This is a genomic window from Serratia sp. LSHTC3, from assembly GCF_057197125.1.
This window is the reverse complement of the sequence record NZ_JBXUNP010000001.1, coordinates 1176185-1197715: the sequence shown is the minus strand read 5'-3', so window position 1 is coordinate 1197715 and position 21531 is coordinate 1176185. Positions and strand designations below refer to the sequence as shown.

The 21531-nt window shown below is 55.5% G+C and carries 18 protein-coding genes; 5 read left to right on the top strand and 13 right to left on the bottom strand.

The features are described from left to right. Positions 1 to 109 precede the first annotated feature (109 nt). Complete coding sequence (locus AC2CGI_RS05755) at positions 110 to 601, top strand: Dps family protein (RefSeq protein ID WP_004932132.1); 492 nt, start codon at positions 110 to 112, stop codon at positions 599 to 601. A 46-nt stretch (positions 602 to 647) separates the two neighbouring features. Here AC2CGI_RS05755 and AC2CGI_RS05750 read toward each other — a convergent pair whose 3' ends face one another. Continuing rightward, positions 648 to 824 carry a YciY family protein gene (locus AC2CGI_RS05750; protein ID WP_025159792.1) on the bottom strand — a complete coding sequence of 59 codons (177 nt, stop codon included), beginning with the start codon at positions 822 to 824 and terminating at the stop codon, positions 648 to 650. A gap of 242 nt (positions 825 to 1066) precedes the next feature. Here AC2CGI_RS05750 and cls point away from each other — a divergent pair, with 242 nt between their 5' ends. Continuing rightward, a complete protein-coding gene (gene cls / locus AC2CGI_RS05745; protein WP_076740770.1) occupies positions 1067 to 2527 on the top strand; it encodes a cardiolipin synthase in 1461 nt (486 codons plus the stop codon). A gap of 56 nt (positions 2528 to 2583) precedes the next feature. Then, the gene (locus tag AC2CGI_RS05740; RefSeq protein ID WP_004932139.1) at positions 2584 to 2907 is read left to right on the top strand and encodes an HI1450 family dsDNA-mimic protein; all 324 of its coding nucleotides are present in this window, start codon (positions 2584 to 2586) and stop codon (positions 2905 to 2907) included. Positions 2908 to 2980: 73 nt separating this feature from the next. Here the strand turns inward: AC2CGI_RS05740 and oppF are convergent, their stop codons facing one another. The 7 genes from oppF to AC2CGI_RS05705 form a co-directional block, all read right to left on the bottom strand. Then, a complete protein-coding gene (gene oppF / locus AC2CGI_RS05735; protein ID WP_004932143.1) occupies positions 2981 to 3982 on the bottom strand; it encodes a murein tripeptide/oligopeptide ABC transporter ATP binding protein OppF in 1002 nt (333 codons plus the stop codon). Next, on the bottom strand, positions 3979 to 4995 hold the full coding sequence (oppD, locus tag AC2CGI_RS05730; RefSeq protein WP_044031106.1) for an ABC transporter ATP-binding protein: 1017 nt from the start codon (positions 4993 to 4995) through the stop codon (positions 3979 to 3981). The genes oppF and oppD overlap by 4 nt, the downstream gene beginning before the upstream one ends. Positions 4996 to 5006: 11 nt before the next feature. Beyond that, positions 5007 to 5915: an oligopeptide ABC transporter permease OppC gene (gene oppC, locus AC2CGI_RS05725; RefSeq protein WP_004932149.1), complete on the bottom strand. Its 909-nt coding sequence runs from the start codon at positions 5913 to 5915 to the stop codon at positions 5007 to 5009. A gap of 14 nt (positions 5916 to 5929) precedes the next feature. Next, positions 5930 to 6850, bottom strand: a complete 921-nt coding sequence (oppB, locus tag AC2CGI_RS05720) for an oligopeptide ABC transporter permease OppB (RefSeq protein WP_004932150.1) — start codon at positions 6848 to 6850, stop codon at positions 5930 to 5932. A gap of 82 nt (positions 6851 to 6932) precedes the next feature. Beyond that, positions 6933 to 8570: an oligopeptide ABC transporter substrate-binding protein OppA gene (gene oppA, locus AC2CGI_RS05715; RefSeq protein WP_015378087.1), complete on the bottom strand. Its 1638-nt coding sequence runs from the start codon at positions 8568 to 8570 to the stop codon at positions 6933 to 6935. Between the two features lie 147 nt (positions 8571 to 8717). Continuing rightward, positions 8718 to 10355: an ABC transporter substrate-binding protein gene (locus AC2CGI_RS05710; protein WP_015378088.1), complete on the bottom strand. Its 1638-nt coding sequence runs from the start codon at positions 10353 to 10355 to the stop codon at positions 8718 to 8720. 696 nt (positions 10356 to 11051) lie between these two features. Next, positions 11052 to 11696: a YchE family NAAT transporter gene (locus AC2CGI_RS05705; RefSeq protein WP_015378089.1), complete on the bottom strand. Its 645-nt coding sequence runs from the start codon at positions 11694 to 11696 to the stop codon at positions 11052 to 11054. Between the two features lie 531 nt (positions 11697 to 12227). On the opposite strand from AC2CGI_RS05705, the gene adhE reads away from it, so the two are divergent. Further along, on the top strand, positions 12228 to 14900 hold the full coding sequence (gene adhE, locus AC2CGI_RS05700; protein ID WP_044031103.1) for a bifunctional acetaldehyde-CoA/alcohol dehydrogenase: 2673 nt from the start codon (positions 12228 to 12230) through the stop codon (positions 14898 to 14900). 119 nt (positions 14901 to 15019) lie between these two features. Here adhE and AC2CGI_RS05695 read toward each other — a convergent pair whose 3' ends face one another. Further along, the gene (locus AC2CGI_RS05695; RefSeq protein WP_015378091.1) at positions 15020 to 15604 is read right to left on the bottom strand and encodes a thymidine kinase; all 585 of its coding nucleotides are present in this window, start codon (positions 15602 to 15604) and stop codon (positions 15020 to 15022) included. A 700-nt stretch (positions 15605 to 16304) separates the two neighbouring features. On the opposite strand from AC2CGI_RS05695, the gene hns reads away from it, so the two are divergent. Further along, positions 16305 to 16712 carry a histone-like nucleoid-structuring protein H-NS gene (gene hns, locus AC2CGI_RS05690; protein WP_004932170.1) on the top strand — a complete coding sequence of 136 codons (408 nt, stop codon included), beginning with the start codon at positions 16305 to 16307 and terminating at the stop codon, positions 16710 to 16712. A gap of 186 nt (positions 16713 to 16898) precedes the next feature. On the opposite strand, the gene AC2CGI_RS05685 is transcribed toward hns, so the two are convergent. The 4 genes from AC2CGI_RS05685 to rssB form a co-directional block, all read right to left on the bottom strand. Further along, positions 16899 to 17909: an NAD-dependent epimerase gene (locus tag AC2CGI_RS05685; RefSeq protein ID WP_015378092.1), complete on the bottom strand. Its 1011-nt coding sequence runs from the start codon at positions 17907 to 17909 to the stop codon at positions 16899 to 16901. Positions 17910 to 17918: 9 nt separating this feature from the next. Continuing rightward, positions 17919 to 19262, bottom strand: coding sequence for a UDP-glucose dehydrogenase family protein (locus AC2CGI_RS05680; protein WP_004932175.1), 1344 nt, complete (start codon positions 19260 to 19262; stop codon positions 17919 to 17921). Positions 19263 to 19302: 40 nt separating this feature from the next. Continuing rightward, positions 19303 to 20220, bottom strand: a complete 918-nt coding sequence (gene galU / locus AC2CGI_RS05675; RefSeq protein ID WP_015378094.1) for a UTP--glucose-1-phosphate uridylyltransferase GalU — start codon at positions 20218 to 20220, stop codon at positions 19303 to 19305. A gap of 213 nt (positions 20221 to 20433) precedes the next feature. Beyond that, positions 20434 to 21447 (bottom strand): two-component system response regulator RssB, encoded by a 1014-nt coding sequence (gene rssB / locus AC2CGI_RS05670; RefSeq protein WP_004932178.1) that lies wholly within the window; start codon positions 21445 to 21447, stop codon positions 20434 to 20436. Positions 21448 to 21531: the final 84 nt, after the last annotated feature.

Genomic DNA, 21531 nt, shown 5'->3' with positions numbered 1-21531 from the left:
GCAATAATGCCTGTTATCGTATTTAACCCTGCGATAAATCCGGTTACTGTAACAGCTATGGAAATTGATTCTGTCTACTATCGGAACAAATAATCAGGAGAAGATTATTATGGCAACGGCAAAGAAAGCAGCGAAAACCCATATCGGCCTTGACAGTAAACAATCGGCAAAACTCGCCGAGGCGCTCAATGCGCTGTTGGCAAACTATCAGGTGCTGTATATGAACGTGCGCGGCTATCATTGGAACATTACCGGCCCGCAGTTCTTTGAACTGCACGCGAAATTCGAAGAGACATATAACGATCTGCTGACCAAGGTAGATGAGCTGGCGGAACGTATTCTGACGTTGGGCTCGCAGCCGCGTCACGCTTTCAGCGATTATCTGAAAACCGCCGACATCAAGGAACACACCAACGTGACCGATGATAAGGGTACGCTGCGCGGCCTGTTGGAAGGGTATTCAATCTTGCTGCAACAGCAGCGTGAGCTGCTGACGGTGGCGGCAGACGCCGGCGACGAAGGCACCGCGTCGCTGATGAGCGATTACATCAAAGAGCAGGAAAAACAGGTCTGGATGCTCAACGCCTATTTGGGCAAATAACTCAGATGCCATAACAAAACAGTCCCTTACGGGACTGTTTTCGTTTTTACCACTCGCAGGATACCGCAAACAGCAGCGCGCGCCGATGCTGATCGTCCAGGCGGCGCCGCACCCGGATAATATGGCGATTGCTGCACGACTGGCGTTCCAGCCAGCGATGCCGCCGACGTTGGCTCTGCCGCAACATGCGCCAGCGGCCCACTTCATTTCTACTGCGTCTCATAATTCCGTCACTCGTTCGTCTAATGCCAACCGCGGGCATTATAGCCCTTTCCGCCCGCGATCCAAGCCGCCGTTATCGGCGGCACAGCGGACGCCACGCGGGCAAAAGCCGCCCTTTCAATTTCGGCAAGTGCCTTAACTTCATCATATTTATGCAACATAAGCGCCGATAAAAGGTTTCGCCTTGCCCGATCTGTGCGTACACTCATCATTGGTGGTTTGCGAACGGGATTTTTCGCCTTTATGACAACATTTTATACCGTAATCAGTTGGCTCATGGTGTTCGGCTACTGGCTGCTGATCGCCGGCGTGACGATGCGCATTTTGATGAAACGCCGTGCGGTTCCCTCTGCCATGGCCTGGTTGCTGGTTATCTATATTCTGCCGCTGTTCGGCATCGTCGCCTATTTATCGTTCGGCGAACTGCATCTGGGCAAGCGCCGTGCCGAGCGCGCCAAGGCCATGTGGCCGTCGACCGCGCGCTGGCTGAAGGAATTGAAAGAGAGCCGCCGCATCTTCGCCACCGAATACAGCGAAGTCGCCGAACCGCTGTTCCAGCTGTGCAACCGCCGCCAGGGCATCGACGGCGTCAAGGGCAACCAGCTGCAGCTGCTCACCACTACCGACGACACGTTGAAAGCGCTGATCCGCGACATCGAGCTGGCGCGCCACAACATCGAAATGGTGTTCTATATCTGGCAACCCGGCGGCCTGGTCGATCAGGTGGCCGAATCGCTGATGGCCGCCGCGCGGCGCGGCGTACACTGCCGCCTGATGCTGGACTCCGCCGGCAGCCTGCCATTTTTCCGCAGCCCCTACCCGGCGATGATGCGCAACGCAGGCATCGAAGTAATCGAAGCGCTGAAGGTCAACCTGCTGCGCGTATTCCTGCGCCGCATGGATCTGCGCCAGCACCGCAAGGTGGTGCTGATCGACAACTACATCGCCTATACCGGCAGCATGAACATGGTCGACCCGCGCTATTTCAAGCAGGATGCGGGCGTCGGCCAATGGATCGATCTGATGGCGCGCATGGAAGGCCCGGTGGCCACTACGATGGGCATCGTCTATGCCTGCGACTGGGAGATTGAAACCGGCAAGCGCATTCTGCCGCCGCCGCCGGACGTCAACATCATGCCGTTCGAGCAGGAAAGCGGCCATACCATTCAGGTGATCGCCTCCGGCCCCGGCTTCCCCGAGGAGATGATCCACCAGGCGCTGTTGACCGCGGTCTATTCCGCGCGCGAGCAGCTGATCATGACCACGCCGTACTTCGTGCCGAGCGACGATCTGCTGCACGCCATCTGCACCGCCGCTCTGCGCGGCGTTGAGGTCAGCATCATCGTGCCGCGCGACAACGATTCGATGATGGTGCGCTGGGCCAGCCGGGCGTTCTTCTCCGAGCTGCTGGAAGCCGGCGTGAAAATCTATCAGTTCGAAGGCGGCCTGCTGCACACCAAGAGCGTGCTGGTCGACGGCCAGCTCAGCCTGGTCGGCACCGTCAATCTGGATATGCGCAGCCTGTGGCTCAACTTCGAGATCACCCTGGTGATCGACGACGACGGCTTCGGCAGCGATCTGGCCTGCGTGCAGGAAGATTACATCGCCCGCTCCAAGCTGCTGAACGCCAAAGAGTGGTTGAAGCGGCCGTTCTGGCATCGCCTGGTCGAACGCCTGTTCTACTTTTTCAGCCCGCTGCTGTAAAAGCCGCAGCGAGCGTGCTTTAATAACGCCAAATCATTTGTTATCAGGATTTTTTTATGGATTTGAATAACCGCCTTACCGAAGACGAAACGCTGGAACAGGCCTACGACATCTTCCTCGAATTGGCCGGCGACAATCTGGATCCGGCGGATATTCTGCTGTTCAATCTGCAGTTTGAAGAGCGCGGCGGCGCAGAACTGTACGACCCCTCCGAAGACTGGAGCGAGCACGTGGATTACGACCTGAATCCGGACTTCTTCGCCGAAGTGGTGATCGGTCTGGCGGACAGCGACGGCGAGCCGATCAACGACGTGTTCGCCCGCGTGCTGATCTGCCGCGAGAAAGACCACAAGCTGTGCCACATTCTGTGGAAAGAGTGATTCGCCGCTCATATTTCGGATAAAAAAAGCCCCGCTGAGTCAGCGGGGCTTTTTGTTGCCGGCTAGCGGCGCATTACAGCGGATCGACCTTCAGGCATGAAACCGCATGACGGAAACTGCCCTCCAGCAGCGGACGCGTCTTGGCGCACTCCGGCCCGGCGATCGGGCAGCGGGTGCGGAACACGCAGCCGGACGGCGGGTTGATCGGCGAAGGCAGCTCCCCTTCCAACAGCTGGATCTGCTTTTCCTTCTCCTTGTCCGGATCCGGAATAGGCACCGCCGACATCAGCGCCTTGGTGTAAGGGTGCTGCGGATTGTGGTACACCTCGTCATAGGTGCCCAGCTCCACCGCATGGCCCAGATACATCACCAGCACGCGATCGGAAATGTGCTTCACCACCGCCAAATCGTGGGCGATAAAGATCAATGACAGGCCCATCTCGCGCTGCAGCTGCTGCAGCAGGTTTACCACCTGCGCCTGAATCGACACGTCCAACGCGGAAACCGGCTCGTCGCAGATCACCAGCTTCGGTTCGAGGATCAGCGCGCGCGCGATGCCGATGCGCTGGCATTGGCCGCCGGAGAACTCATGCGGATAACGGTTGATCAGGTTAGGCAGCAGGCCGACCTTCAGCATCATCGCCTTGACCTTGTCCTTCACTTCCTGACGCGGCATTTTCGGGTAGTAAGTGCGCAGCGGCTCGGCGATGATTTCGCCGATGGTCATGCGCGGGTTGAGCGAAGCCAGCGGATCCTGGAAGATCATCTGGATATCGCTGCGGGTTTTGCGCCAGTCGGCGTCGTTCATGCCCAGCAGATCTTTACCCAGCCAGGCGACGCGCCCGCTGGTGGCCTTCACCAGGCCGATGATGGCGCGCGCGAAGGTGGATTTGCCGCAGCCGGATTCGCCGACCACGCCCAGGGTTTCCCCCTCGAACAGCCGCAGCGTAACGCCATCGACCGCCTTCAGGGTTTTCGGCGGCTGCCAGAACCACTGCTTGTCGTCATGAATGTCGAAGTGCACTTTCAGATCGGCCACTTCGAGCAGTACTTTCTTGTCGGTTACCGCTGTCATACCAACGCCTCCACCGGTTTAAAGCAGGCGCGCAGGCGCCCTTCCCCAAATTGCTCCAATGGCGGAGCGCTCGCGCACTGTTCCATGGCGTACGGGCAGCGCGGCTGGAACGGGCAACCTTTCGGCAGCCGCAGCAGGTTCGGCGGGTTGCCGGGAATGGTCAGCAACGCTTCGCCTTCGGCGTCGAGGCGCGGCACCGCGTTCAACAACCCGATGGAGTACGGGTGGCTCGGCTGGTAGAACACCTCACGCGCGCTGCCGTATTCCATGGTGCGGCCGGCGTACATCACCAGCACCTTGTTGCAGATGCCGGCCACCACGCCCAGATCGTGGGTGATCATGATGATGGCAGTGTTGAACTCGCGCTTGAGCTCGTTGAGCAGCGTCATGATCTGCGCCTGGACGGTCACGTCCAGCGCGGTAGTCGGCTCGTCGGCGATCAGCAGCTTCGGCCGGCACAGCAGCGCCATGGCGATCATCACGCGCTGGCGCATGCCGCCGGAAAACTCATGCGGATACATGCGCATGCGCTTGCGCGCTTCCGGCATTTTCACCGCGTCGAGCATGCGCACCGACTCTTCGAAGGCTTCGCTTTTGCTCATTTTCTTATGCAGCATCAGCACTTCCATCAGCTGTTCGCCAACGCGCATATAGGGGTTGAGCGAAGTCATCGGGTCCTGGAAGATCATCGAGATCTCTTCGGCCCGTAGCTTGTTGAGCTGGTTTTCCGGCAGGTTGAGGATTTCGCGGCCGTTGAATTTGGCCGAGCCGCCGATGCGGCCATTGCTGGCCAGCAACCCCATCAGGGCGAACGCGGTCTGCGATTTGCCGGAGCCGGATTCGCCGACGATGCCCAGCGTTTCACCGGCGCGCAGATCGAAGTTCAGATCGTTCACCGCCGTCACATCGCCGTCCGGGGTGGAAAACGTGACGCGCAGGTCTTTCACGTCCAGCAGCGGCGACGCTTTAACGCCGACGGCGGTTTGCAGCTCAGGATGTTCAATGGTGCTCATGGTGGCACTCCTTAACGATCTTTCGGGTCGAGGGCGTCACGCAGGCCATCGCCGATGAAGTTGAAACAGAACAGAGTGACAACCAGGAAACCCGCCGGGAACAGCAGCAACCACGGTGAAACTTCCATTGAGTTGGCGCCGTCGCTGAGCAATGCGCCCCAGCTGCTCAGCGGCTCCTGCGTACCCAGCCCCAGGAAGCTGAGGAAGGATTCGAACAGGATCATGCTCGGCACCAGCAACGAGGCATACACCACCACCACGCCGAGCACGTTCGGCACGATATGCCGCAGCACGATGTTGCGCGTGGAGACGCCGCACACCAGCGCCGCTTCGATAAACTCCTTGCGCTTCAGACCGAGGGTTTGGCCGCGCACGATACGCGCCATGTCCAGCCACGACACCATGCCGATCGCCACGAAGATCAGCAGGATATTCTGGCCGAAGAAGGTCACCAGCAGGATCACGAAGAACATGAACGGGAAGGAGTTGAGGATCTCCAGCAGGCGCATCATCACCGAGTCGATCTTGCCGCCCAGATAGCCGGACATCGCGCCGTACAGGGTGCCGACGATCACCGCCACCAGCGCCGCCGCCACGCCGACCATCAGCGAGATGCGCCCGCCGATCGCCACGCGCACCAGCAGATCGCGCCCGGAGGAGTCGGTGCCGAAATAGTGCCCCGATTCAACGCTGGGTGCGGCGGACATCATCGCCCAATCGGTATCGTCGTAGGCGAATTGCGACAGCATCGGCGCCAGCACCACAAACAGTGTGATCAGCGCCAGTATGAACAGGCTGCTGACCGCCGCGCGGTTGTGCATAAAACGCCGACGCGCGTCTTGCCACAGGCTGCGCCCTTCCACTTCCAGCTTCTCGCTGAAGTGTTCCAGAGCTTCGCTGTTCTTTTTAGTCAACATCATTCGCGTGCTCCAGATTAATAACGGATTTTCGGATCGATGACCGCATACAGCACATCGACGATCGCGTTGAACAGAATGGTCAGAGCGCCCACCAGAATGGTCAGGCTCAACACCAGGGAGTAGTCGCGGTTCAGCGCGCCGTTAACGAACAGCTGGCCGATCCCCGGCAGACCGTAGATGGTTTCGATCACCATTGAACCGGTGATGATCCCGACGAACGCCGGGCCCATGTAGGACAGCACCGGCAACAGCGCCGGCTTCAGCGCGTGGCGGAAAATGATGCGACGCATCGGCAAGCCTTTGGCGCGCGCGGTGCGGATGAAGTTGGAGTGCAACACTTCAATCATCGAGCCGCGCGTGATACGGGCGATGCTGGCGATATAGGCCAGCGACAACGCCACCATCGGCAAGATGATGAACTTAGGCGCACCGCCGTTCCAGCCGCCGCCCGGCAGCCATTTCAACGTGATGGCGAAGATCAGCACCAACAGCGGCGCCACCACGAAACTGGGTATCACCACCCCGGTCATGGCGAACCCCATCACCGTATAGTCCCATTTGGTGTTCTGGTTCAGCGCGGCGATCACACCGGCGCTCACGCCCAGCACCACCGCCAGCAGAAACGCGGCCAGACCGAGTTTGGCGGAGACCGGGAAAGAGCTGGCCACCAAATCGTTGACCGAATAATCCTTGTATTTAAAGGACGGGCCGAAGTCTCCCTGCGCAAGCTGCGCCAGATAATGACCGTACTGTTTCCAGATCGGGTCGTTCAAATGATATTTGGCTTCGATATTCGCCATGACTTCCGGCGGCAATGCGCGTTCCCCGGTAAATGGACTGCCGGGCGCCAGGCGCATCATGAAGAATGAGATGGTGATAAGGATAAATAGTGTCGGGATCGCTTCCAACAAGCGACGAAGTATAAATTTAAGCATTGCCCTAACCCTGTGCGACAGCCTGATAACGGCTTATTATTCTCAACATGGGCCGGCGGCCAAGCCGCCGGCTCTTACCGTATCAATGCTTGATGATGTACAGGTTTTTGTCGTACACGTTATCAAGCGGGTCTTTGCCGGTGTAGCCACCGACGTAAGGTTTCACCAAACGGGCGTTCACATAGTAATACAGCGGAACGATGGCGGAATCTTTATCCAGCTGAACTTCCGCTTTCTGATACAGATCGGCGCGCTCGTCTTTGGTCTTCGCGGTCAACACGTTGGCCATCAGCTTGTCGAACTCGGCGCTCTTGTAGTGCGGGGTGTTACTGCTGCTGTCGGACAGCATCATGTTCAGGAACGAGCTCGGCTCGTTGTAATCGGCGCACCAGCCGGCGCGCGCCACGTCATAGGTCCCCTGATGGCGGGTATCCAGGAAGGTTTTCCACTCCTGGTTCACCAGCTTCACGTCCACGCCCAGGTTTTTCTTCCAGATGGAGGCGGCGGCGATCGCCAGCTTCTTGTGCAGGTCTGACGTGTTGTACAGCAGGGAGAAGGTCAGCGGTTTACCCGGGCCGTAGCCGGCGTCCGCCAGCAGTTTCTTCGCCACTTCGTTGCGTTTTTCCTGCGTCCAGCCGAACCACTCCGGCGGGGTCAGCTTGGCACCGTCGGTGTATGGCGGCGTAAAGCTGTAGGCCGGCAGATCGCCCTGGTTTTTCACCTTGTTGACGATAATGTCGCGGTCCATGCCCAGCTTCAGCGCTTCACGCACGCGCGCATCGGTGAACGGCGCCTTCTGGTTGTTGATTTCGTAGTAGTAGGTGCACAGATAAGGATCGACGTGCACCTCTTTCGGGATCTCTTTCTTCAACTTCTGGAACAGTTCGATCGGCATGTTGTTGTAGGTCATGTCGATTTCACCGGTGCGGTAGCGGTTAACGTCGGTCACTTCCGACGAAATAGGCAGGAACGTCACTTTATTGATGATGGTTTTGGCGTTATCCCAATATTCCGGGTTGCGTTCCAGTACGATGCGTTCGTTGACAATCCAGTCTTTCAGTTTGTAGGCGCCGTTGCTGACGTAGTTGGCCGGCAGCGTCCACTTCTCGCCGAATTTCTCCACCGCCTCTTTATAAACCGGCTTCATGGCGTAGTGCGGGGTCATTTCAACCAGATAAGGCACCGGCTCGCTCAGGGTCACCTGGAAAGTATGGTCGTCGATGGCCTTCACGCCCAGCGTCGACTTGTCTTTTTTACCGGCGATGATGTCATCGACGTTTTCCACATGGGCGTACTGCAGGTAGCTGGCGTAAGGCGACGCGGTTTTCGGATCCACTACGCGCTGCCAGCTGTAGACGAAATCTTGCGCCGTCACCGGCTTGCCGTTGGACCATTTGGCGTCTTTGCGCAGGTGGAAGGTCCAGACTTTGAAATCCTTGTTATCCCAGCTTTCCGCGACGCCCGGCACGATGGAACCGTCCGGGCTGTTGTTCGCCAGGCCTTCCATCAGATCGCGGGTCACGTTGTTTTCCGGCACGCCCTCGATTTTATGCGGATCCAGCGACTGCACTTCGGAACCGTTGTTTTTGACGATTTCTTGCTTATCCGCCAGCTGCACCCCCGCAGGAACGTCGGCGGCGAAAGCGCCGGTGGTTGCTGTGATGCCGAGCGCGGCGATGACGCCGGCGGCAATGAGGGTTTTCTTCGTGATGTTGGTCATACTTATCGACTCCAGTTTTTATTATCACAGGCTCTTCGTGGAACCTGCGTTGCCCGTAAGCGGACTCTGTTTTCCCGCCGCCGCGGAACGAATGCGGCGGCCGGCCTTCCCTATATCCCCCAGCGCCTCGGCGTGAGGAATACCCCTTTACTGCTTGATAATGTAAAGATTTTTAACGTCGGTATAGTCCAGCGGATCTTTGCCGGTGAACCCGCCTACCGTCGGCTTAATCAACCGCGCGCTGACGCGGTAATACACCGGGATCAACGCGGAGTCTTTGTCCAGCTGCGCTTCTGCCTGCTGATAGAGCGCGGCGCGCGCGGCCTCATCCGGCGCCTTCAGGGTGGCGGCCATGATGGCGTCGAACGCCGGGCTCTTATAAAACACGGTATTGATGCTGCTGTTGGACAGCACCAGGTTCAGGAAGGCGCTGGGTTCGTTGTAATCCCCGCACCAGGTGGCGCGCGCCACGTCGTATTGCCCCTGATGGCGGCTTTCCAGCGAGGTCTTCCACTCCTGATTGCGCAGCGTGACGTCGGCGCCGAGGTTCTTCTTCCACATCGACGCGGCGGCGATCGCCTGCTGTTTGTTTTGATCGGAGGTGTTGTACAGCAGCGAGAACTTCAGCGGCTTGGCGTCGCTGTAACCCGCTTCCGCCAGCAGTTTCTTGGCTTCGGCGTTGCGCTGTTCCTGGCTCCAGCCGGCCCAGGCGGGTTGCGTGAAGTTGGCGCCTTCGGTGAAGGTTGGCGTGAAACTGTAGGCCGGGATCTGCCCCTGGCCCATGATCTTGTTGGCGATGATGTCGCGATCCAGCGTCATCTTCACCGCCGTACGCACCCGCGGATCGGTGAACGGCGCCCGCTGGTTATTGAGTTCGTAATAGAAAGTGCACAGATAAGGGTTAACGTGCAGTTGCTCGGGCACTTCGCGCTTCATTTTGACATACAGGTACGGCGGAATGGCGCTGTTGGTGATGTCGATCTCGCCGCTGCGGAAGCGGTTGACGTCGCTGACTTCGGAAGCAATCGGCAGGAAGGTCGCCTGATTGATCACCGTCTGCTTGTTGTTCCAGTAGCTCGGGCTGCGCTCAAGCACAATCCGCTCGTTCACCACCCACTCTTTCAGACGGTAAGCGCCATTGCCGACATAGTTGGCGGGCAGCGTCCATTTGTCGCCGAATTTCTCCACTACCGCGCGTTTCACCGGTTTGAGCGACGTGTGGCTCAGCATGCTGATGAAATACGGCACCGGTTCGCTCAGCGTCACCTGCAGCGTCTGGTCGTCCAGCGCCTTGACGCCGAGGGCCTGTGGAGGCTTCTTACCGGTCAGGATATCGTCGATATTGTCGACTTTGGTGTACTGCAGGTAGCTGGCATAGGGCGAGGCGATTTTCGGATCGGCCAGGCGCTGCCAGCTGTAGACGAAGTCTTGCGCGGTCACCGGGCTGCCGTCGCTCCACACCGCGCCGGGGCGCAGGTGGAAGGTCCATTGCTGATAATTCTGGTTTTCCCAGCTCGCCGCCGCCGCCGGCACCACATGCCCGTTGGCGTCGGTGCTCACCAGCCCTTCCAGCAGGTTAAGAATGATATTGCTTTCCGGTACGCCCTCGACCTTATGCGGATCCAATGAAGCCACTTCGCTGCCGTTGTTGATCACAATATTCTGCTGCTGCGCCAACTGAACGCCGGCCGGCACTTCCGCCGCCAAACTGCTATTTATGGCGCCGACGCTCAGCGCGCCGCTAATCAACAAGGTCAAAGAAGTGCGCTTCAGGGTTTGCTGCATAATCGAGGCTCCTTTTCACCGACAAGCATCGCTTATCGAAGTTTGTGAAGTGTTTATAAGAATTCTAAATAAACGGATACCAGCAAAAATCATTCCCGTTTTTATGGCGCATTTCAGTTAATTGACCACGGGAAAGTTGCTCGGAAATTAGCAGAAGCCAAATTCCATAGCCAATAAATTTTACGAAAATGTTAAGCAATTCTCTTTTATCGCACGAAGCCCGATCCGGCCCCCAAGATCGAGGACGCGGAGAAACAAAATCATCGCTATGATTTTAAAGAAAAAAAAGACGAAATCATTTCATTTGAAACCATCAACGCAATCTCATTACCGCACAAAGAAACATTCAGTTAACAATCCGGACATTCAAAGAACAAACACCTGCCTATGGTCGGTTAATCACTAATAACACCTGGATGAAAGTGAGACAAGCCCCACAGAATGATGTGATTAATTTAACAACAGCTTTACCGTTGAACGGGGGCAAAACGCGCGGAAATGGGGGAAGAAAAGTGTCTGAAATAACGCTTAGCGTTTTTTTTGCACAGCAACATGAGATTTATGCAACATAAGAGTGCAACCGCATAAATTTTATTCATCCTGTGCACTATAATAATGCGAACCAATAAATAATTTAAACTTTAAAATTAATTTTAGCCGCGCCAAGGCGAAAGGTGCGCGGCTAAACAAAGGGTATTACAACAGGCCGGGGAATATCGCCTTAATGCCGGTAACGATAAACTCGATCCCGAGCGCCATCAACAACAGACCCATGATACGGGTGATCACGTTGATGCCAGTCTGCCCAAGCAAACGCACCAACAGCGGCGCGGCGCGGAACAACAACCAACAGCAAAAGGCGAACAAGGCGATCGCGACCGTAAAGCCGAGCAGGCTTTGCCAGTTGTGATAACGGGAACTCCACACGATGGTGGAACTGATCGCCCCCGGCCCCGCCATCAGCGGCAGCGCTAACGGCACCACGCCGATGCTCTCGCGGATCGCGCTCTCCGATTTTTCCTGTTTGTTCTGTTTGTCTTCTCCCAGCTTGCCGCTGATCATCGACATGGCGATGGTCACCACCAGAATACCGCCGGCGATGCGGAACGAATCGATGGAGATGCCGAACATCCGCAAGATCCCTTCGCCCAGGAACAGCGATGTCCACAGAATAATGGCGACCGACAGGTTGGCGGTCAGGTTGGTTTTATTGCGCCCTGCTTCCGCCTGGTAGCTGGTCATGCTGATAAACACCGGCAAGATGCCCACCGGGTTGACCAGCGCAAACAGACCGACAAAGAACTTGATAAAGCCGGAAAGATCCAACAGAGATTGGCCCACAGATGGCTCCGCGTTAAGTGCTATAAAAAGGTGTGCTGCCTATGCGCGCTAATGTAATGGAATTGCCGCGGGTAATCCATCCGGCCAGAGCAGCATTTTTGACTACCAGCAAGTTAGGCAGCAAAACAAATGCCCTTTGTTAAAGTGATGTATGGCCTTTTGATTTTTTATGTTGAAAAAAGAGTCATCGATCACAGTTATTGATAATCACTCTCAACACCGTCAAGCTGAAAGGTGTCAGCTTGCACTTTTCATGATTTAGATCACAAATCAACTACCCAACAGTGGGTAAGCTCTTAGTCGTAGTCAGGGAGTAGAACAAAGTCGGTGGCAATCCAGCCGGTTCCGTTCTCTTCACTGCCTGCCCCTCCGGTTGGCGCAGGGTAAAGCTCTTTAAGCAAATCAGCAGCATGCGAAGAAATAACGCGGGAAACCCCCGGTATTCGAATCACCGTTTATTCCCGTTATGACTATACTAGTGGCTCGCACGGCTTATTTACTGAAAGAGTTTAACATTATCAGGAGAGCATTATGGCTGTAACGAATGTCGCTGAACTGAACGAGCTTGTCGCACGTGTCAAAAAAGCCCAGCGCGAATATGCCAACTTCACTCAAGAGCAAGTGGATAAAATCTTCCGCGCTGCCGCCCTCGCCGCTGCTGATGCCCGTATCCCGTTGGCCAAAATGGCCGTGGAAGAATCCGGAATGGGTATCGTCGAAGACAAAGTGATCAAAAACCACTTCGCTTCCGAGTACATCTACAACGCCTATAAAGATGAAAAAACCTGTGGCATCCTGTCTGAAGATGACACTTTCGGTACCATCACCATCGCCGAACCTATCGGCCTGATTTGCGGTATCGTCCCTACCACCAACCCAACTTCTACCGCGATCTTCAAAGCGCTGATCAGCCTGAAAACCCGTAACGGCATCATCTTCTCGCCGCACCCGCGTGCGAAAAATGCCACCAATAAAGCCGCCGATATCGTGCTGCAAGCCGCTATCGCCGCCGGCGCGCCAAAAGACATCATCGGTTGGATCGACCAACCTACCGTCGAACTGTCCAACCAGCTGATGCACCACCCTGACATCAACCTGATCCTGGCCACCGGTGGCCCGGGCATGGTGAAAGCCGCCTACAGCTCCGGCAAACCGGCCATCGGCGTCGGCGCCGGTAATACGCCGGTCGTGGTAGACGAAACCGCAGACATCAAGCGCGTGGTCGCCTCTATCCTGATGTCCAAAACCTTCGACAGCGGCGTTATCTGCGCTTCCGAACAGTCGGTCATCGTCGTTGACGCTATCTATGATGCGGTACGCGAACGCTTCGCTTCCCACGGCGGCTATCTGCTGCAGGGTAAAGAACTGAAAGCGGTGCAGGACATCATCCTGAAAAACGGCGGTCTGAATGCGGCCATCGTCGGGCAATCCGCACCGAAAATCGCCGAAATGGCAGGCATCAAAGTACCGGCCAACACCAAAGTGCTGATCGGTGAAGTGAAGCTGGTCGACGAGTCCGAACCTTTCGCACATGAAAAACTGTCGCCTACCCTGGCGATGTACCGTGCCAAAGACTTCGAAGACGCGGTCGCCAAAGCCGAAAAACTGGTCGCCATGGGCGGTATCGGCCACACCTCCTGCCTGTACACCGACCAGGATAACCAAACGGCTCGCATCGCCTACTTCGGCGATAAAATGAAAACGGCTCGCATCCTGATCAACACCCCGGCTTCTCAGGGCGGTATCGGCGACCTGTACAACTTCAAACTCGCGCCTTCGCTGACGCTGGGTTGCGGTTCCTGGGGTGGCAACTCCATCTCTGAAAACGTCGGACCTAAACACCTGATCAACAAGAAAACTGTAGCGAAGCGAGCAGAAAACATGTTGTGGCACAAACTTCCGAAATCGATCTACTTCCGCCGTGGCTCGCTGCCTATCGCGCTGGAAGAAGTGGCGACCGACGGGGCGAAACGCGCCTTCATCGTGACCGACCGTTTCCTGTTCAACAACGGCTATGCTGACCAGATCACCAAGGTTCTGAAGTCTCACGGCATCGAAACCGAAGTGTTCTTCGAAGTGGAAGCCGATCCGACGCTGAGCATCGTGCGTAAAGGCGCCGAGCAGATGAACTCCTTCAAACCGGACGTCATCATCGCGCTGGGCGGCGGTTCGCCGATGGACGCCGCGAAAATCATGTGGGTGCTGTACGAACATCCTGAAACCCACTTCGAGGATCTGGCGCTGCGCTTCATGGACATCCGCAAGCGTATCTACAAATTCCCGAAAATGGGCGTGAAAGCGAAAATGATCGCCATCACCACAACCTCAGGTACCGGTTCAGAAGTCACGCCGTTCGCGGTCGTGACCGACGACGCCACCGGGCAGAAATACCCGCTGGCCGACTATGCGCTGACCCCGGACATGGCGATTGTCGACGCCAACCTGGTGATGAACATGCCGAAATCCCTGTGCGCCTTCGGTGGCCTGGATGCGGTGACCCACGCGCTGGAAGCCTACGTCTCGGTGCTGGCGAACGAATACTCCGACGGCCAGGCGCTGCAGGCGCTGAAACTGTTGAAAGAGTATCTGCCGGCCAGCTACAAAGAAGGCGCGAAAAACCCGGTTGCCCGTGAACGCGTGCACAACGCCGCCACCATCGCCGGTATCGCTTTCGCCAACGCCTTCCTCGGGGTTTGTCACTCCATGGCACACAAACTGGGTTCGGAGTTCCACATTCCGCACGGCCTGGCCAACGCGATGCTGATTTCCAACGTCATTCGCTACAACGCGAACGACAACCCGACCAAGCAGACGGCCTTCAGCCAGTACGACCGCCCTCAGGCGCGCCGCCGCTACGCTGAAATCGCCGACCACCTCGGCCTGAGCGCACCGGGCGACCGCACCGCGCAGAAGATTGAGAAACTGCTGGCCTGGCTGGACGAGCTGAAAACCGAGCTGGGCATCCCAACCTCCATCCGTGAGGCGGGTGTGCAGGAGGCGGACTTCCTGGCGAAAGTCGACAAGCTGTCGGAAGACGCGTTCGACGACCAATGCACCGGCGCCAACCCACGCTATCCGCTGATTGCCGAACTGAAGCAAATCATGCTGGATACCTTCTACGGCCGCGAATTCAGCGAAACAGTCGAAGAGGAAGCGACAGCTCCGGCTGCAGCCAAAGCCGCGGTAAAGAAGTCCAAGAAATAACGGTTTCGTGAACCGATAAAAAAACCCGCCAAACGGCGGGTTTTTTATTGCGCCGGAGGCGCTGCATTTCGACTCACGCCGCCAAAACGCCTCAGCGGGCTTTGGCGGCGTTTTCTCCCCTACTCCAGGGAGTGAATCGCCTCTTTATAATGCTTGCGGCAGACGGAGACATAGCTCTCGTTACCGCCAATCACCACCTGCTCACCGGCGTGCATCGCCTGGCCGTTTTCATCCAACCGCAACACCATATTGGCTTTGCGCCCACAGTGACAGATGGTTTTCAATTCCACCAGCTTATCGGCCCAGGCCAGCAAATATTGGCTGCCGGTAAACAGCTCACCGAGAAAATCGGTACGCAGGCCGTAGCACAATACGGGAATGTCCAGTTGGTCCACCACATCACACAATTGCTCAACCTGCGCCTTGGTCAGGAACTGGCTTTCATCCAGCAGTACACAATGCACCGGCTGCTGTTGATGCTCTTGCTGAATCATGGCGTACAGCATCGAGTCGTTGTTATAGAGCTGGGCCTGCGAGGATAAACCGATGCGCGAGCTGACCTTACCTACGCCAAAGCGGTGATCGATCTCCGCAGTGAACACCAGCGTGCGCATACCACGTTCTTGATAGTTATATGAAGACTGTAGCAGCGCGGTGGACTTGCCGGCATTCATCGCAGAGTAATAAAAATAAAGTTGAGCCATGGCCCCGTAACTCCGATGGTATAAGAAATATTCAAATGTCGATTAGGACGGTAAGTGTACCATAAGCCGCCCCCCAGGCTCAGCCCAAAGCGAACGAATATTGCGTTCGCCGTAATAATGCGCTTTCAAGCGAAACATATCGTTCTGTCGGCCCGTTCTTTTTACAGCTATTTACAGGATAATGTATGCCTGTCATCACTATTAATTCTTGCTAATGGTTAACCGCGATCATTTGCCCATTAATGCATAATCACCCTTTCGCCGCGGCGGGTGCCGCAACCGCAACGGCGCGCCAGTCTATTATACACGGGGCCAATACAGGGCATTTAATCACCTCCGCTGTCCCCGACGTTTCCTGACGCAATCTTTACCTATATACCCCTATTGTTTACAATGTCTGCCTTGCCATGACGTGATTAAGCCCACAGAACCCATTGTAATATTGATATAAATTACGGCGATAACTTATCGATGAAAGCCTTGCGACACGCGCCTTTTAAAGCATGCCTGCTGAAATTTTGACTTAAGTGCGACAAGGGTAATAGTTAACAGCCCTTCCTATATTAGTCGGACAGATCCGATTAACGGATTTTTAAAAGGTAAATTTGAGTATTCAAGTCAATTTGGCTATTGCAGAAAAGAAAATAGCACTCTATTATTATCGAGACGCCCCCCACCAATATAATTTGAGACTAGGACAATGAGCGAAGCATTAAAGATTTTGAACAACATCCGCACTCTGCGCGCCCAGGCAAGAGAATGCACACTGGAAACGCTGGAAGAAATGCTCGAGAAACTGGAAGTTGTTGTGAACGAACGTCGCGAAGAAGACAGCCAGGCTCAAGCAGAAATCGAAGAACGCACCCGTAAACTGCAGCAATACCGCGAAATGCTGATTGCTGACGGTATCGATCCGAATGAACTGCTGCAAACCATGGCTGCCAACAAGGCTGCCGGTAAAGCAAAACGCGCAGCACGTCCTGCTAAATACCAATATAAAGACGAAAACGGCGAATTGAAAACCTGGACCGGCCAAGGCCGTACTCCAGCGGTGATTAAGAAAGCTATCGAAGAGCAAGGTAAATCTCTGGACGATTTCCTGCTGTAATAGCGATTCGGCCCGTATCTGAAAGGCTCCCTGCGGGGGGCCTTTTCATTTTAAAGCTTATCGCCGCGATCCTGCCTCATCCCTTTCCTTTTAGTAAATATCCTAATTCGCATTTTGTTCCTTGCATGAGGTTCCAGCGATAAAAAAGGGCCCTAAGGCCCCTTTGTCGCATATACCCTCGTTCAATTATTGAACCTGGTAGAATGCCTTATACCAATCAACAAAGCGCTTCACCCCTTCTTCAACGCTGGTTTCCGGCTTAAAACCAATGTCACGATAAAGCTCCGCGGTATCCGCGCTGGTATCCATCACGTCGCCAGGTTGCATTGGCAACATATTCTTGCGGGCAGTTAGCCCCAAAGCCTGCTCCAACGCCGTGATATATTCCATCAGTTTAACGGGGGTGTTATTGCCGATATTATAAACATGATACGGCGCGGAACTGGTCGCCGGCGATCCCTGTTCAACGGTCCATGACGGATCTGCCTGCGGAATAACCGCCTGCAGCCGCACAATCGCCTCGGTGATATCATCAATGTAAGTAAAGTCACGGTGCATTTCACCGTGGTTATATACATCGATACTCTCCCCCGCCAATATGGCCTTGGTAAACTTGAACAGCGCCATATCCGGACGCCCCCAGGGACCATATACGGTAAAGAAGCGTAGCCCCGTCGTCGGGAGACCGTATAAATGAGCGTAACTGTGTGACATCAGCTCATTGGCTTTTTTGGTTGCCGCATACAGTGACACAGGGTGGTCGACCGAATCTTCGGTAGCAAACGGCAACTTGCGATTGAGGCCATAAACAGAACTGGAGGAAGCGTAAAGTAAATGCTCGACCTTATTATGACGGCAGCCTTCCAGAACGTTCAAATGACCGATCAGGTTAGCGTCCGCATAAGCCAACGGGTTGACCAGCGAGTAACGCACGCCGGCTTGGGCACCCAAATGAATGACTCGTTGGAACTGATGCTCGGCGAACAATGTCGCCATGCCTTCACGATCGGCCAAATCCAACTTGATGAAGCGGAATCCCGGCTTATCCGCCAGTCTGTCCAGACGGGCCATTTTCAGGCCCACGTCATAATAGTCATTCAGGTTATCGATGCCGACAACCTGATGCCCGGCGGTCAACAAACGCTCTGCAACGTGATAACCAATAAACCCTGCGGCGCCTGTAACCAGGAATTTCATGCCCACTCCTTAAATAACCGGTTTAATCGAGGCACCGCGGCCAATCGCATAGTAGGTAAAGCCGCGATTCGCCAAACGCTCAGGATCGTACAGGTTACGTCCATCGAAGATCACCGGCTGCTTCAACGCGCCCTTGATCACATCAAAGTCCGGTGCGCGGAAATTCTGCCATTCGGTGCAGATCACCAGAGCATCGGCGCCGTGCAACGCAGCCTCTTTGGTACCCATCAGCTTCAAGTCGTCGCGCTGGCCATAGATGCGCTGAACTTCGTTCATCGCTTCCGGATCGTAGGCCTGAACGGTGGCGCCGGCAGCCCACAGCTGCTCCATCAGCACACGGCTGGACGCTTCACGCATGTCATCGGTATTCGGCTTGAACGCCAGACCCCACAGTGCGAAGGTTTTGCCCTTCAAATCGCTGCCGAAATAGTCTTTGATAAAGCTGTTCAGCTTGTCTTTTTGTTGGTAGTTGACCTGCTCTACCGCCTGCAACAGCTTCGGTTGGTAACCGATCTGCTCCGCCGTGCGGATCAGCGCCTGAACATCTTTCGGGAAGCAAGAACCACCGTAGCCACAGCCAGGATAGATGAAGTGATAACCGATGCGTGAATCGGAACCGATGCCCTGACGCACTTTCTCGATGTCCGCGCCCAACATTTCCGCCAGGTTGGACATTTCGTTCATAAAGCTGATTTTGGTCGCCAGCATGCAGTTGGCGGCATATTTGGTCAGCTCCGCGCTGCGGATATCCATCATGATCATACGATCGTGATTGCGGTTAAACGGCTCGTACAGCTCGCGAATAGGCTCGATCACCTCTTTATTATCGGTGCCGATCACGATGCGCTCAGGGCGCATGCAGTCAGCCACTGCAGCGCCTTCCTTCAGGAATTCAGGGTTGGACACCACGTCGAACGGCACGTTGCTGCCGCGTTTTGCCAGCGTTTCCGCCATCACCTGACGCACTTTGTCCGCCGTACCGACCGGCACGGTAGATTTGTCGATCACCACTTTGCGATCGGTCATGTGCTCGGCGATGGTGCGCGCCACCGCGGTGACATATTTCAGATCGGCGGAACCGTCCTCATCCGGCGGCGTACCGACGGCGATAAACTGGATATTCCCGTGCGCCACGCCCGCTTTGGCATCGGTGGTGAAATGCAGGCGCCCAGCCTCATAGTTTTGCTGTACCAGCGGCGTCAGGCCCGGTTCAAAAATCGGGATATTCCCTTTTTTCAGGTTCTCGACTTTTCGTTCGTCAACATCGATGCACATAACATCATGGCCAACTTCAGCCAGCACGGCGGCCTGTACCAGCCCCACATAACCAATACCAAAAACTGTTACTTTCATGTGAAAATCCTAGTTTTTCAAATTAAGACGAAAGATCAAATTACTTCTTGTCAGCGGCAACAACCTGTTGCAGCCACTGAGAAAACTCTTTGCCCAGGCTGGCATGACGCATGCCGTACTCCACGAAGGCCTGCATGTAACCCAGTTTGTTACCGCAGTCATGGCTCACGCCTTTCAGGTGATACGCTTCCACCGTTTCCTGCTGCATCAGCATTTCGATGCTGTCAGTCAGCTGAATTTCATCGCCGGCGCCTGGAGGCGTTTTCGCCAACAGCGGCCAAATATCGGCGGACAACACATAACGACCGACAATCGCCAGGTTGGAAGGGGCTTTATCCGGCGACGGTTTCTCAACCACGCTGACCATCGGCGCGCTTTCGCCCGGTTGCAAATCAACGCCCTTACAGTCGGCTACGCCGTAGTTTCCGACATCCTTATGCGGCACGGGTTCAACCATGATCTGGCTGACGCCGGTGGCTTCGAAGCGCTGCAGCATTTCGTGCAGGTTGTCTTTTTTCGGATCGGCGCTGTATTCGTCGAGGATCACGTCCGGAAGCACCACCGCGACCGGTTCATCGCCCACCATCGGGTAGGCACACATAATCGCGTGCCCCAGGCCTTTGGCATTACCCTGACGAACCTGCATCACGGTAACGCCTTTCGGGCAGATCGACTGCACTTCGTCCAGCAATTGGCGCTTGACGCGTTTTTCCAGCATCGCTTCGAGTTCGAAACTGGTATCAAAATGGTTTTCGATCGAGTTCTTGGAGGAGTGGGTGACCAGCACAATCTCGTTAATCCCCGCCGCAATGCACTCATTGACGACGTATTGGATCAGAGGTTTATCAACCAGCGGCAGCATTTCTTTCGGAATGGCTTTGGTGGCCGGCAACATCCGCGTACCCAAGCCTGCAACCGGGATCACGGCTTTTCTGACTTTGCGATTTACAGCAGGCATTATTTCCTCTCTTAAAGCTAAAGCGCTCATTTTATGAGCGTGGGCTCGATATAAAAAAACCTTCGGAGTATACCAGCTTATGCGCGCCGAGCATTAACCAGAACACAAATAGAAAACATTTAGGACTATTACCCGTTCGGATAATCCGGAGAATAAATAAACGGTTTAATTACAGATAAGTAAATAGCTTGAGATCGCGCCGATCGCTGCCTGCTATTCAGCGCTGAGCATCAGTCGCAATCGGCCACCGCTGCCCCATACCTGACATTGCCAGGCGGTACAACGCTGGCTGATCTGATTCATGTAGGTAGCCCCCAGCGTCCCCAGTGGCACGCCGTTGCTCAGCTGGATTTGATTGTCACCGGTATTGACGTTGGCATGCAGCCCGGCGGAAACCAGAATCAGGTTTTTATTTTCGGCGTGATAATATCCCAACAACAGAGGGAATTGACCGTCCAATTTCCCCTGCCGCAATAATTGATTAACCTGCTTTAACAATGCCGACATTTGCGGCAAACGATGCTGTTGATTAGCCAGATGGTCCTGCAGCAGCCCATTAAATAATGCGCGCAACAGCAGCGCCGCCAATACGCCATTATCGCCGGCGCGCGTGACGTCCAGACAATAGAATGCCAGATCCTTTTCTGACAAGGCGGCGATATCCAGCACCAGGCCGGGATTTTCGCCGGTGGTTAACTGCCGATAGTTGATCCGGCAATGCGCAATGGTCTGCTGTACCGGCGGCTGCAGTTGCTTAAGCAGTTTGACGGCTTCGGAAGGATTTTTGCTCAACGCATCCCAATCCTGAAACAGTTCAACCTCTTCAATCGCCTGGGAGGTGAACATATTGGGGTATAAGCACGCCAGCACCGCTTCACGCAGGCGATTGAGATCGGTCAGCGGCTTGAGCAGCACATCCTGCACGCCCAACCGCAGCACCTTGGCGATGTCCGCCATCTTGTCGGTGGCCGAGATCACCAGCACCGGGATCTGCAGCCCCTGCAAACGCAGGTGTTCAACGAATTCGATACCGCCCATTTCCGGCATCGCGAGATCGCACAGAATCAGATCCGGCTTGAAGTCATCGACGGCACTCAGCGCCTGTAAACCGTTGGTCGCCTCGCCGGTTTCAGCGCCCAGCGAGGTCAGATAACCGACCAGCACGGAACGAAAAACCTGTTCGTCCTCAACGATCAAGATGCGCTTGTGAGTGAGTGGTAATGCCATCAGCCGAGCCTCGTCCCTTTCCATAGTGTAATAGTGGCTCAAAAAGGTCACTTATGCTCGTCTGAAACAGACCAACTGCGCATT

Excerpts from the sequence above, each read along its gene's own strand:
- AC2CGI_RS05755 (WP_004932132.1), top strand. The coding sequence starts at position 110 with ATGGCAACGGCAAAGAAAGCAGCGAAAACCCATATCGGCCTTGACAGT.
- AC2CGI_RS05750 (WP_025159792.1), bottom strand. The coding sequence starts at position 824 with ATGAGACGCAGTAGAAATGAAGTGGGCCGCTGGCGCATGTTGCGGCAG.
- cls (WP_076740770.1), top strand. The coding sequence starts at position 1,067 with ATGACAACATTTTATACCGTAATCAGTTGGCTCATGGTGTTCGGCTAC.
- AC2CGI_RS05740 (WP_004932139.1), top strand. The coding sequence starts at position 2,584 with ATGGATTTGAATAACCGCCTTACCGAAGACGAAACGCTGGAACAGGCC.
- oppF (WP_004932143.1), bottom strand. The coding sequence starts at position 3,982 with ATGACAGCGGTAACCGACAAGAAAGTACTGCTCGAAGTGGCCGATCTG.
- oppD (WP_044031106.1), bottom strand. The coding sequence starts at position 4,995 with ATGAGCACCATTGAACATCCTGAGCTGCAAACCGCCGTCGGCGTTAAA.
- oppC (WP_004932149.1), bottom strand. The coding sequence starts at position 5,915 with ATGATGTTGACTAAAAAGAACAGCGAAGCTCTGGAACACTTCAGCGAG.
- oppB (WP_004932150.1), bottom strand. The coding sequence starts at position 6,850 with ATGCTTAAATTTATACTTCGTCGCTTGTTGGAAGCGATCCCGACACTA.
- oppA (WP_015378087.1), bottom strand. The coding sequence starts at position 8,570 with ATGACCAACATCACGAAGAAAACCCTCATTGCCGCCGGCGTCATCGCC.
- AC2CGI_RS05710 (WP_015378088.1), bottom strand. The coding sequence starts at position 10,355 with ATGCAGCAAACCCTGAAGCGCACTTCTTTGACCTTGTTGATTAGCGGC.
- adhE (WP_044031103.1), top strand. The coding sequence starts at position 12,228 with ATGGCTGTAACGAATGTCGCTGAACTGAACGAGCTTGTCGCACGTGTC.
- AC2CGI_RS05695 (WP_015378091.1), bottom strand. The coding sequence starts at position 15,604 with ATGGCTCAACTTTATTTTTATTACTCTGCGATGAATGCCGGCAAGTCC.
- hns (WP_004932170.1), top strand. The coding sequence starts at position 16,305 with ATGAGCGAAGCATTAAAGATTTTGAACAACATCCGCACTCTGCGCGCC.
- AC2CGI_RS05685 (WP_015378092.1), bottom strand. The coding sequence starts at position 17,909 with ATGAAATTCCTGGTTACAGGCGCCGCAGGGTTTATTGGTTATCACGTT.
- AC2CGI_RS05680 (WP_004932175.1), bottom strand. The coding sequence starts at position 19,262 with ATGAAAGTAACAGTTTTTGGTATTGGTTATGTGGGGCTGGTACAGGCC.
- galU (WP_015378094.1), bottom strand. The coding sequence starts at position 20,220 with ATGCCTGCTGTAAATCGCAAAGTCAGAAAAGCCGTGATCCCGGTTGCA.
- rssB (WP_004932178.1), bottom strand. The coding sequence starts at position 21,447 with ATGGCATTACCACTCACTCACAAGCGCATCTTGATCGTTGAGGACGAA.